This is a genomic window from Rhodothermaceae bacterium (assembly GCA_009838195.1).
GTDB lineage: Bacteria > Bacteroidota > Rhodothermia > Rhodothermales > Bin80 > Bin80.
This window is the reverse complement of record VXSC01000037.1, coordinates 37383-50403: the sequence shown is the minus strand read 5'-3', so window position 1 is coordinate 50403 and position 13021 is coordinate 37383. Positions and strand designations below refer to the sequence as shown.

Below are 13021 nucleotides of genomic sequence, written 5' to 3'. Positions count from 1 at the left end.
GACGCCGTGTACCCGTAGGGAAGGGGAACGGATCCAGGCTAAATGCGTGTTAAACGCCCTCCGTTGAAGTGCGTACCATAGGGGTATATCGCAGTTTGCCCCCTACAAAGGGCACATCTAGCGTGGGTAGTGAAAATTTTTAGTACGATGTTGAACTTCATCAATCAATTTTTCGGTGATAAGAATCAGCGCGAAATTGATCGCAAGTATGAGCCGGTAGTCGCTGAGATCCTCAAAGCGACTCCCATTGTCAAAGCGCTGTCGGATGACGAATTGCGTGGACGCACGGACGTGTACCGGCAGAAAATTCGAGCTGCCGTTGCAGAGATCGAAGAACGAAGGCAAGAGATCCAGACTGCGCTACGAACGGGACATGCACCAGACAAAGAAGAGGTGCTGACATTGGAGGACCGACAGGAGTATTTTGAGGAGTTGGACGAACTGGAAGACGAGTGGCTGGAGGTCGGCGAAGAAACCTTGGACGAAATTCTCCCGGAGGCCTTTGCGCTGGTCAAGGAAGTCTGTCGACGTCTGACCGAAAGGGGCTCCCTGAAGGTTCGCGCCACCGAGCATGACCACGCCATCAGTAGCCGCCGTGCCTACCCCGAAATTCAAGGCTCCTGGGCCATCTGGCCCAATGAATGGGAGGCAGGAGGGACAGTGATCCGGTGGGAAATGATCCCTTATGATGTGCAGTTGATCGGTGGAGTAGTCCTTCATCGAGGGAATATCGCCGAGATGAAAACAGGGGAAGGAAAAACCCTGGTTGCGGTAGCACCAGTTTATCTGAATGCACTTCTTGGTCGCGGGGTGCACCTGATCACGGTCAATCCTTATCTGGCACAGCGTGATGCCGAGTGGATGGGGCCCATCTTTGAGTTTCTGGGGTTAACCGTAGATGTAATCGACGGGTATGACGCACATTCGGAAGGGCGTCGCAAGGCGTATCGAGCGGATATTACCTACGGGACAAACAATGAATTTGGATTTGATTACCTGCGGGATAACTCGTTTGTGATTGACCCCAATCAACTGGTACAGCGCGGACATCATTTTTCCATTGTGGATGAAGTGGACTCTGTCCTGGTGGATGAAGCTCGAACGCCGCTCATTATCAGTGGACCGGTCCCACAGGCGAGCAAGAGTCGGTTTGATGAGCTCAAGCCTGCGGTTGATCGGCTTGTGCACGCACAGAAGCGACTGGTCGCAGGCTTTGTCTCGGAAGCAGAAAAGAATCTAAAGAATCGTGATCTGGCCCTTGAGCGTGGTGAGGAAAGAGAAGCAAAAGACTTTGAAGCGGACGCGGGCTTGGCGCTTTTGCGCGCATCTCGCGGTTTCCCTCGAAATAGGCGGCTCATGAAGCTGTTGCAGGAGCCCGGTGTCGAACAACTCAAGCGCAAGACAGAGTATTTCTATTTGCAGGATAATGCAAAGAGAATGCCGGTGGTGGATGATGAGATGCATTATGCACTAGATGAGAAGCAGCATGCATTGGAGCCAACCGATCAGGGGCGCGAGTTCATTGCACGGGCAGCAGGGGAAGATGTAAATTTGTTCATTCTTCCAGACGTCGGGGAGGAGACGGCCCGTTTAAAGCGGGAATATGAGGGTCATAAACAGAAGATGTACGAGTCCATTCGGGGTCGTGAAGATCTTTCCGAGGAGAAGCGTGAGCATAAGCTACAGAATGACCTGCGCGTCCTGAAGAATACCCTTGATGAAGAAACACGAAAACTGTATTCCACCTATTCAGAGCGCGCGGAGAGACTCCATGCGATTGAGCAGTTGTTAAAGGCTTATACTCTTTACGAGCGGGATACAGAGTACATTGTTCAGGACGGAAAAGTTCAGATCGTGGATACACACACCGGTCGGGTGCTATCGGGTCGGCGATACTCAGATGGATTGCACCAGGCGATTGAGGCGAAAGAGGGAGTCAAAGTACAGGCGGCGACCCAGACCTATGCAACAATCACGCTTCAAAATTACTTCCGGATGTACAGCAAACTCGCTGGCATGACCGGGACTGCAGAAACAGAAGCGGAAGAGTTCCACAAGATCTATAAGATGGATGTTGTGGTAGTCCCGACCAATAAACCCATTGCAAGGGAGGATTTGGACGATCTTGTCTTCAGATCAAAACGGGAGAAATACAGCGCAGTCATTGATAAGATTGAAGAATATCACGACAAAGGACAGCCGGTTCTTGTCGGTACGACCTCGGTTGAGGTATCCGAAACCCTGAGCAGGATGCTGAAGCGTGCGCGCATTCAGCATAATGTGCTCAATGCAAAGCGTGATCGTGCAAAGCAGGAGTCTCTGATTGTTGCAGAGGCTGGTCGACGGGGAGCTGTCACAATCGCCACCAACATGGCGGGCCGTGGTACCGACATCAAGCTTGGTGCCGGAATTGTGAAGTTGGGCGGGCTCGCGATTATCGGAACAGAGCGGCACGAAAGCCGACGTATAGATCTACAGCTCAGAGGCCGGTCGGGACGCCAGGGAGATCCAGGAGAAAGCCAGTTCTACGTGTCGCTGGAAGACGATTTGATGCGACTCTTCGGGCCTGACCGGGTGGCAGGTGTCATGGATCGGCTCAAGCTTGAGGAGGGAGCAGTGATCACGCACCCATGGGTTACCAAGAGCATTGAGCGGGCACAGAAAAAGGTGGAACAGAATAACTTCGCCATCCGGAAACGACAGCTGGAGTATGACGATGTGTTGAACTCACAGCGTGAAGTGATCTACGATCGTCGCATGCATGCGTTGAAAGGAGAGCGTATGCGGGGTGAGGTTTTGGATATGCTGTACAAACTGATTGAGCGACTCGTACAGCGTCACCACGGTGAAGGGGAGATGGATGAGTTGCGGGAAGAGTTTCGCCGACTTTTGTCCTTCGACTACGAGATTGACCGCCAGCGGTTCTTTGATTTGGGGGATGACGGTGTGACAGAGGATGCCTTCAATAAAGCAGTTGAATATTATGAGCGCAAGCGCCGCGCGCTGGCCGGGCCGTTCTACAACAGCATGAAGACCGTTCAGGAGAGTGATGCAGAGAATAAGCCGGAACGTGCGTTTGTAGATTTCTCCGATGGGCATCGCAGGCTGCGCACGGTCGTTCGCATTGATGATGTCGTTGAAACAGAAGGGCAGGAGATCAATGATAGTCTCGAAAAGACAGCGATGCTCTCGTTGATTGATGAGTACTGGACCGAACATTTGCGCTCGCTGGATGAGGTGAAGGAGGGGATTGGCCTTCGGGCATACGGCCAGCGTGATCCACTGGTAGAGTATAAGATGGAGGCATTCCGGCTTTTCTCGGAGGTGATTGAGCAGATTGGCGAGAACGTAGTGACTTTCGTCTTCCGGGCAGGACCGGTCGTTGAGCGGCGTGGGGGAGCAAACACAAACCAGACTAGTCGGATGGATCGTCAGCGTGCCCAGGCCAGACACCGCCCTGCGGCGCCGTCCTTCGGCGTGATTGCTCCCAAATCAAACGGGGCCGACCGGGATCCAAGTGCAAAACGTCAGCCCGTTCTGGCAGGAGAGCGAGTCGGCAGGAATTCCCCCTGTCCGTGCGGAAGCGGCAAGAAATATAAATTCTGCCACGGACGTGAATAGAGGGGACAGCCCGATGCTGCGTACCCTCTACATACGGGATTACGCCATCATTGATGAGCTTGAGGTCGAATTTGAGGGCGGTCTCAATATTCTGACGGGGGAAACCGGTGCAGGGAAGTCCATTATGATCGGCGCTCTCAAATTGATCTTGGGAGAGCGTGCCCCAACGGGTATCATCCGTTCCGGTGCCAGAAAAGCCATCATTGAGGGAGTATTTGATGCGGGGGCATCGCCGGATCTGGCAATGCTATTGGAGGAGAACGAGATCCCGTCGCAGCCGGTACTGATTCTCAGACGCGAGATTGCGAAGACCCACAGCCGCGGCTATATCAATGACTCGCCAGCTACACTTCCGGTGATGCGCAGGGTTGCAGCACAGTTGATTGACCTGCACGGACAACATGAACATCAATCGCTTCTCAGGGAGGAAACTCATCTAAACTTGATCGACAGCTTTGGCGGACTTGCAGGGATGTGTTCGGTGTATTCACAGGCGTATGTACAGGTCCGTGATCTGATAAAAGAACATGAAGCGCTCAAAACCAGACAAAGCAGCCTGGAAGCATCTCGCGAGAGACTGACATATGAGATTGAAGAGATTGATTCGGTCGCACCGCAGGAGGGAGAAGAAGACACGCTGAGACAAGAGATGAACAGGCTGGAACACGCCGAGCAGCTCCACAGTGTCACTGCACGGCTTCATTCCATGCTCTATGCTCGAGAAGATTCCACGGCGGACCAGCTCGCAATTGCACAGAATGAACTTCGGGATCTTGCACGAATTGACCCCGCCTTGGAGGCGGCGAGCCAGGAGATTGAACAAGCGCAAATCTCGGTTACGGAAATCGCTGCAACCCTGCAGGACTATAGTGCTCGGATTGAGTTCAGTCCAAGTCGGCTTGAAGAAATCCGTGATCGGCTAGGGGAACTTGACACGCTGAAGAGAAAGTACGGTGGCAGTGTAGGAGCGGTACTTGATCACCGTGTACAGATTGCGAAAGAGTATGAGATCGCCGTGAACTACGATGCAACTCTTGAAAAAGTGGAGCTGGATCTGGCAGATGTCAAGAAAACTCTCTCAGATACGGCAAACGAATTGTCTCTCAGGCGCCGCGAAGTAGCCAAAGAGATCGAATCCTCCATTACAGCAGAGTTTGCAAGACTCGGCATGGCAGCGGGAAAACTTCGCGTTCGAATTCAGAAGCACACGGATCCTGCAGGATGGGTTTCGTTGCAGACGGCCGCGAACGGAGCAAAGAATTACAGGGCCTACCCACATGGGATGGATGATGTGGCCTTTCTGATTACGACAAATACAGGAGAGGATTTTCGTCCGCTTACACGTGTAGCTTCTGGGGGTGAGATTAGTCGTATTATGTTGGCCATTAAACGGATCCTGGCAAAAAATGACCGGCTTCCCATTCTAGTATTTGATGAGATAGATGTTGGAATCAGTGGCTCAATTGCACGCAAGGTGGGCAGGAGTATGGCGGAGTTGGCTCGCAATCACCAGGTGATCGCGATCACCCATTTGCCGCAAATTGCTGCATTGGCGCATGCGCACTATGTGGTAGAAAAGCGGGTATCGGAAGGTAGAACCATAACCCAGATAAGGCGATTGGGTAGCGAAGAATCCCTGGAGCAGGTCGCAATGCTGATCACGGGATCAGAAGTGACGGATGCCATGCGGCAGAGTGCCAGAGAACTCATGAAAAATTAAACGAAATATAGAATGCGTATCGGGTCAGATGATATTGCTCGATTAGTCAGCACATACTACACGGGGGCCCCGGAAGGGGAGGTGACGTTTGGGACATCAGGTCATCGAGGGTCTTCACTCAAGGGCACGTTCAACGAAGCACATATTTTGGCTATCAGCCAGGCAGTCAGTGAACTTCGGTCGGCAACCGGCCCAATTATTCTTGGCAAGGATACCCATGCTTTGTCCGAGCCCGCGAGCATCACGGCAATTGAGGTCTTTGCCGCGAATGGTCTGGATGTAATTCTGGGGGAAGGGTACGTTCCGACACCGGTGATTTCTCATGCGGTTCTGGAATGGAACCGCAATCATTCGGAGCATCTGGCAGATGCGGTGATTCTTACCCCGTCACACAATCCACCGGAGGACGGTGGCTTCAAGTATAATCCGCCACATGGCGGCCCCGCATCAAGCGGTCTCACGAAGGCAATTCAGGAGCGGGCACGCGAGTTAATGGCGTGTGGATTGAAGGGAGTCAAACGGATTCCAATCAAACAGGCTCTGAGTGCGTCCACAACCGTAGAAAAGGATCTGATGACTCCTTATGTGAACGATCTTTCTTCGGTTGTAAACATGGGTCTGATTCGCAGTGCAGGATTGAAGATTGGAGTGGATCCTATGGGAGGCGCTGCGGTGCATTACTGGGAGCCGATTGCTGAGCGCTATGACCTTTCCATTGATGTCGTCAACAGCACCGTTGATCCAGCATTTGCATTCATGCCACTTGACCATGATGGGAAAGTTCGGATGGACTGTTCGTCCAAATTCGCCATGCAACGTATAGTTGAAAAGGTGGAGGGTTATGACATTGCTTTTGGCAATGATCCAGACGTAGATCGGCATGGGATTGTCACCAGGAAAGGTGGGCTCATGAACCCCAATCACTATCTGGCTGTATCGGGCAAGTATTTATTTGAGCACCGCTCAGAGTGGTCAAAAGATGCCCGCTTTGCAAAAACGCTTGTATCCAGTTCCATGATTGACCGGGTTGCAAAGGACTTGGGTCGTGAGCTCTTTGAGGTGCCGGTTGGGTTCAAGTGGTTTGTAACGGGATTACACGAAGGGACCTGCGGCTTTGCCGGTGAAGAAAGTGCCGGAGCATCCTTTCTCCGTAGAGATGGCAGGGTATGGACGACCGATAAGGATGGAATCATTTTGGGACTTTTGGCGGCGGAAATTCTCGCTGCAACCGATCTTGATCCTGCGCAGCATTATCAAGTCATGACTGAGCGTTTTGGGAAGCCTGCATACGTAAGGATGGACTCTCCTGCCACACCTGTTCAGAAGGAAACACTGGCCAGGTTATCTCCGCATCATGTGACTGCCAGTACGCTTGCAGGTGAATCAATTGAATCCAAGCTCACCAAAGCCCCCGGCAATCACGAAATGATCGGTGGACTCAAGGTGACCACAAAAAATGGATGGTTCGCTGCAAGGCCGTCAGGAACGGAGGATCTGTACAAGATCTACGCGGAAAGCTTCTTGGGAGAAGAACATTTAGCCCAGATTACAATGGAAGCGCAATCAATCGTGAACCAAGCGCTATCTGCCGGTGGATCAGTATGAGTAATACGATACGCTTTGGCACAGACGGCTGGCGTGCAGTCATAGGAAAGGAGTTTACGTTTGACAACTTGGGGCGACTGGCCCGTGCAACAGTCCAGTGGCTAAAGCAATCCGGGAGCACACCCCCTGGTGTACTTGTTGGTTATGATACGCGTTTCATGGGACGTGAATTCGCGGAGCATGTCGCGCAGGTGATTGCAGAAGAAGGTGCTACGGCGATTCTCGCAGCGGGTCCTACGCCTACTCCGGCGATCAGTTGGGCAACTCATCTACTTCCACAAGTGAGCGCAGGAGTGGTCATTACAGCCAGCCATAATCCTCCTGAGTACAGCGGATACAAGATCAAAGCGAAGTTTGGGGGATCGGCCACGCAGGAAATGACTGAAGAAGTTGAACGCCTGATTTCGTCTCATCCATCAAGCTCATATACTGGTGATGTGGGGGAGGTGATCGAGCGGGATATCACGACAGAGTATGTGGAGTATTTGAAGGGGAAATTTGATCTGGAATCCATGGATCTGAAGGTTGTACATGATCCAATGTATGGGGCAGGTCGGGGTATTCTATCCACGCTATTGGGAGATCAGTTTGTTACAGAAATTCGCGGGGAGATCAACCCTGGTTTTGGAGGCAGGCCACCGGAACCGATAGAGCGTAATCTGGGGGAACTCATGCGTCGTGTTGTACAGGAAAAAGCTGCAATCGGGATTGCGCATGATGGTGACGCGGATCGGATTGGTATTGTGGACGAGCGGGGCAATGTCGTTACGTCTCACTTGGTAATGGCACTTCTGGCAGCACATTTGCACAAACAGTGCAACCAGAATGGTGCGATTGTACGCACGTTTGCAACATCTGCGATCCTGGAAAAGATGGGAACTGCTTGGGGCTTACCGGTGGAGACCTATCCGATCGGATTCAAATATGTGGCGCCACGTTTTCTTGAGATCAGTGTACTTGTTGGTGGGGAAGAATCGGGAGGCATAGCGGTAGCGGGGCATATCCCGGAGCGGGACGGCATTTATGTGGCACTTGTGTTATTGGAGATGCTGGTGCAACGCGGCAAACCCCTCACCGCCTTGGTACAGGAGTTATTTGATGAGTTTGGATCGCATGCCTACTACCGCTCAGATGTGCAAACGAAAAAGCAGCCTGAAATTATTGCAGCCTTACGCCAGACGGGTGGGCTGCGGCAAATTGCAGGTCGGAAAGTCCAGTCGGTGGATACACTAGATGGCTTTAAGCATTTGATGAAGGATGCCTGGCTATTAGTCCGTCCGTCCGGTACGGAGCCTGTGCTTCGGATTTATGCGGAAGCTCCAACGCGTAAGGAAGCAGAGGAATTAGTTGAAGATACGCGGGTTCAGTTTGGGGAATAATGCTTGTCCGAGGTCCGCAATAAGATCTATGACATCCAGTGAAAAAACGGACGTAATCTTGCCTCGTAGCCGTTAAATCTTCGTTCTCATCTACAAATCTCTTTAACTGGGACTGGATGCTCACATTCGCGCTTGTGTTATGGGACAGTAGATTCATCAGGCATAAGGTCCAGCCGTTTTTGGAGTCGGTGCTGATCGGTCTGCTATCGAAAACGATTCACGGTGGAGCAGGCGTTTGGGTGGTTCAGGGATGAATTTAGAGTACGGTTTGTTTTCGTGCGTGGGCACCAGAAGATGATGTGTCATCTGATGTTCAGAGTTGTGGTACTTACCGAGGAGCAAATGCTTCAAATGGCCCTGTTCAACGAGTATGATAGGAATCCAGATTTTCCCGGCCGTAGATCCAGATGTGCATGTCAATGCCCCCGACCCGCTTTAGCGGGATGTCGTTAGGGTCTCGAAATCCGTTTGCACAGTCGTTTCTCCCGAACCTGGGCCTGAATTTTTCTTGATCTTCGGCAAATCAGGGGCTGTGAGGAGATCTCTCTGCTTTAATGGTATCACGACATGAGTGAAATGAACGGGAAGTCAGGTCATGGCCGGGCCAATACTTTGCACAGATGATGGCTGATGGGGGGCATGTTGAGAACAAGGCTACGGGCTACGTTTGAAATTACATTGTTTACGAAATCTGCAGAGCAAGTGACACATTATTTGACCAGGATCATTGATTTGGTGTCGATCACTTTGTCATCTGCCTCCATACGATAAAGATATTGGCCACTCCCCATGGCCGAAGCGTCCCATTGAATCTGATGGATTCCACCGGCATAAGGTTGATCTGTCAGAATCGCGACTTTGCGTCCAAGCATGTCGAATACGGTCACGCGTATGTGACTCTCGGATGCGACCTTAAAGTTGACTGTGGTTGTCGGATTAAATGGATTGGGGTAATTATCGAGCAATTTGAATGAATCTGGAATTTCATGGGCAATACGATCCGTATCGGTGTTTATTTGGTCAATATTCAATGTCCATACCCCACGACCGTGTGTGGCGAGAATGATTTCGTCATCGACAATGCGGATACGCCATACGCTAACAGCAGGCAATCCATTATCTGCATAAGCCCAGGTCTCGCCATCATCATGCGATTCAAAAATTCCCATGTCGGTCGCCGCCCAAATGATCGAAGGTGTATTCGGGAATACCTCAATATCCCATACCTGAGCATCAGGGAATCCATTGGTGCTCTCACAAACCGTTTCAGGTACCCCAACAAATCCTGAAAGATCTTCCCAGGTATCTCCCATATCTTCAGTTCGGATTACCTTTGGGAAGCAAGGAACAGCAAATGTGACGTAGGCTGTAGCACGATCAAAAGGATGTGTTGCCAGCCCAGCAATCCGAGCTGATGGTGTAAAGCTAGGTGGGGGAATTGCACGAGTCCTCACAGGATGATCAACTCCATCACCAGGAACAGGGTCCAGCGCATTTTCAGATACATGGAGAGTTATTCCTCCGTACTCCTGCGTAAATCGATTTCCGGCCCAAACCACTGAGGGATCCGCAAGAGAAACACGCACCTTACCGCCACCCCTCAAGGGGGTACGCCATTGACCGTAGTCGGAAAGTGGAATTATATGCCATGAGCCCCCGAAATCCAATGATCGAAGCAGACCAGATGTGGGGGAAATTGTAAAGACAACATCCTTTGACTCCGGTGTCCAACCAAGGGTTGTTAAAAATTGCCCGTCAAAACCCTGGATATTACCAGCCACTTCCCATGGTAGACCGTTAATTGATCGCAAAATGTAATTAAACTGAATTGACCCCATCAATGAATCCGCTCCCTTCCATATTACGTCAAAGCCATCTCCGCCCAATACATGGGCCCATCCTTGACGGTTACTGGGAGAGAAACTGGAACGATAAGTACCATTATCCTGCGTACCACCGAGGTACTCTTGACCACTTGGACGTTTGGTCGCATCGTAAAACTGGGATGTATTAAATCCTGCAGTCGCGTCTCCCTGAAACCACCTGTATCCACCGTCTCTCGAGTAAGCGATTCCGCCATCATTCGCATTGAGAATATGGAATTCGTTCATCCTTTCCTCAATCGGAATCACTCTTAGATCGTGGTGGTCGACATGAACATTTCCGTTTTCCCATAGCTCCGTAGTGCGGTATACTCCCCGTGCAGGAATAACATCAATGTCAAGTACTCCATCAGGAGAAGAACTGGGATCCCATTCTGCTTGGTCGGGATGGAGGTATGGCCAGAAAGAATACATAAGGCCTTTAGCAAACCCTCCCTTTTCAGTGTATTCAGGCTTGGGGCTAGACGCGTCATAGTCATATTTGGAAATAAACGTTAGTTCCCTGCTGTGTGAAGATTCGAGACCCCTGACATTCGAATGGATAAGATTCCATGCCCCATCATTGCCCTGATCCCGAAACGAAACCATTAATTGTCGATCATTGTCTGTATCCCAAGCCTGAAATGGAACCTCAACATAATCAGCGTATGTGTATCCGGGATATGGAATTCCTTCTTCTCTCCAGTCTCGGTGACGTTCACTGTTTGGGGGGACAGTGAATCGGTGTGCCATTTGCGTAAGTCCGGGGCCGAATCGAATTTCAACAGATGACATTTCGTCTTCAGTAATTTCTTCAGCCGCCTCATCTAGATGCCCCCCACCCACTCTACCGGCCGCAAAATCTTGCCCAAAGCTGTAAAGGCTCAAAAATGGGGCACGCTTATTAAGGATGACTGTCCTTAGTTCAAGTTCTTCTCCACCAGGATTTATCCAGGCTTTCCATCGAAATATACCACCTAGATACACGGTGTCGGGGGAAAAGGGGTGAACAGTAATTGAATTATCATACCATCCCTGGGCCCCGAGAAAGACGGTAGCTTCAGGGAACGTTCCCTGAGCAATTTCAACCAAATGCCAGGAATTGCCATTATCTACGGAGCGATAAAGATCTGCTATGGGATAACCTAAATTCCTTCTCGCACCCGTACCCTCTACCGAGGCCCAAATGACATTTGGATCTGATTCAGAAATAGCCAATTCAATTCGTTCCGCTCCGTAAACAAATCCTGTTAAGGAGGTATTCCATGACTTACCGCCGTCCGTTGATTTAAGGATACCCAATCGGTTAACCGCCGCGAACTGAAGGTTAAAATCCTTTCTATTCGCTTTCAGATCCTGAACCCTTCCTGTACTGGCTCTCGGGCCCTGAACCCCTCCCAGTCCCAGATCTAGCTTTAGGTCCAGGACTTTACTGAAGGATTCGCCTCCGTCTTCGGTGCGAAAAATTGCTCCGTTGGTTACAGCTACGACGATATTCGGATTATCGGGATGAACGGCAATACGGTTCACAAAGCGCCAATCTTCATCATAGGATACGCTTGTTGCCGACAAATGAGTCCAGTTTTCTCCTTTATCCGTTGACCTAAACATTCCAACTCCGCTGGAGGAAGAGACACCGAGCACCCCTTCTCCAGTTCCAAAATATATCACGTTAGGATTATTTCTGGATATATCCAAAGTGGTAGCTGAGAGACTGGGTAGGTGATCGGTTAACGGTGTCCAATCGAGTTTCTCTAGACCAAATGCTACTGATCGGCGCGCCCTCCATACACCTCCGCCTACAGTAGCTATAAACCATGTATTTTGATCGGATGGATCCGGAACAATTGCACGGCTTCTCCCTCCAACATTTCCGGGGCCACGCTCAATCCAATTTAGTCCGGTTGAGATTTTTCCGCGCTTGGCATTGGTAAGGAGGGCTTTTTGGAACTCTCTAATTTTGTGGCCAGGAGGATAGGGTGTATATCCATCATAAATTCCTTGAACCGCTGCAAAATGCTCCGCAAATTTATCAGGATACCCGAGCCGCTCTTCAAAACGGGTAGATTTTTCAATGCCAACGATAGTTTCTGGCTGCTGCAGTGGAGGAGAGGGTAGAAAGGAAACCCCAATTAACAAAACAACAAGAGCCAAAGTAGCCAAACTGATAAATGACAGATCTGCAGCAGGAAATGATCTAGGCTGGGGCATTTTTTATGAGATCTAGTGAGTAGATACGCGATCGATATTCAATTGAACAAACGCCCAAAGATCACTTGGGTGTACAAAGTAGGAGGTGATCATTCTGCTATGTGCAAGTTTCAAATTTTGGAGTCATGCTGACCGAATTCTGGCATTAATTTACGAATTTCATCGACCCAAATCGTTGATTCCAGCCTCCAATCGGGGTTTGCAGTTGGGGAACGCTCAAGGTCACACTCAATCAGCAGCATCGGATAACAACCGTACTAGCACAAAACAAAGCACATTGTATCCTGCTCGAACAGGGTGCAGAGCTCAAGCCATTCCAGCGAATAATCTTCAAATTGATGGGACTAAAGTTGGGGAAATACGCATCGAATGGAGACAAAACGTCCGCCAAAAGAGGACGTCGAAATGTATAAAATCGCTGAAATAATATTCTCAAGGACAGATTCTCTGAAAACAGAGAACAGCCGAACTACATGAATAATCCACTACAATTTGAAACTTGTGCCATGCCGATCCTTCGCGTAATCTAGGCAATTGGGGACAATTGATGCCCCAAAATAGATAAGGTGTTAGGGCAACAAAAAAACTTCGCAAGAGGCTCGTTTGTGACCTTTTGTTCCTCT

Annotated in this window: 5 protein-coding genes; 4 read left to right on the top strand and 1 reads right to left on the bottom strand. The window is 50.3% G+C overall.

Annotated features, from left to right (window positions below; genetic code table 11):
- Positions 1-147 precede the first annotated feature (147 nt).
- The 4 genes from secA to F4Y64_08805 are packed head-to-tail and all read left to right on the top strand — an operon-like array spanning position 148 to position 8325.
- On the top strand, positions 148-3621 hold the full coding sequence (gene secA, locus F4Y64_08820) for a preprotein translocase subunit SecA (GenBank protein ID MXX97698.1): 3474 nt from the start codon (positions 148-150) through the stop codon (positions 3619-3621).
- A gap of 13 nt (positions 3622-3634) precedes the next feature.
- A complete protein-coding gene (gene recN / locus F4Y64_08815; protein MXX97697.1) occupies positions 3635-5341 on the top strand; it encodes a DNA repair protein RecN in 1707 nt (568 codons plus the stop codon).
- 12 nt (positions 5342-5353) lie between these two features.
- Positions 5354-6946 (top strand): alpha-D-glucose phosphate-specific phosphoglucomutase, encoded by a 1593-nt coding sequence (locus F4Y64_08810; protein MXX97696.1) that lies wholly within the window; start codon positions 5354-5356, stop codon positions 6944-6946.
- On the top strand, positions 6943-8325 hold the full coding sequence (locus tag F4Y64_08805; protein ID MXX97695.1) for a phosphoglucomutase/phosphomannomutase family protein: 1383 nt from the start codon (positions 6943-6945) through the stop codon (positions 8323-8325). The genes F4Y64_08810 and F4Y64_08805 overlap by 4 nt, the downstream gene beginning before the upstream one ends.
- A gap of 710 nt (positions 8326-9035) precedes the next feature.
- Here F4Y64_08805 and F4Y64_08800 read toward each other — a convergent pair.
- Complete coding sequence (locus tag F4Y64_08800; protein MXX97694.1) at positions 9036-12398, bottom strand: T9SS type A sorting domain-containing protein; 3363 nt, start codon at positions 12396-12398, stop codon at positions 9036-9038.
- Positions 12399-13021 lie beyond the last annotated feature (623 nt).

What these genes read in the sequence shown, in the direction of transcription:
- F4Y64_08805 (MXX97695.1), top strand. Translation starts at nt 6,943, where the DNA reads ATGAGTAATACGATACGCTTTGGCACAGACGGCTGGCGTGCAGTCATA.
- recN (MXX97697.1), top strand. Translation starts at nt 3,635, where the DNA reads ATGCTGCGTACCCTCTACATACGGGATTACGCCATCATTGATGAGCTT.
- F4Y64_08800 (MXX97694.1), bottom strand. Translation starts at nt 12,398, where the DNA reads ATGCCCCAGCCTAGATCATTTCCTGCTGCAGATCTGTCATTTATCAGT.
- secA (MXX97698.1), top strand. Translation starts at nt 148, where the DNA reads ATGTTGAACTTCATCAATCAATTTTTCGGTGATAAGAATCAGCGCGAA.
- F4Y64_08810 (MXX97696.1), top strand. Translation starts at nt 5,354, where the DNA reads ATGCGTATCGGGTCAGATGATATTGCTCGATTAGTCAGCACATACTAC.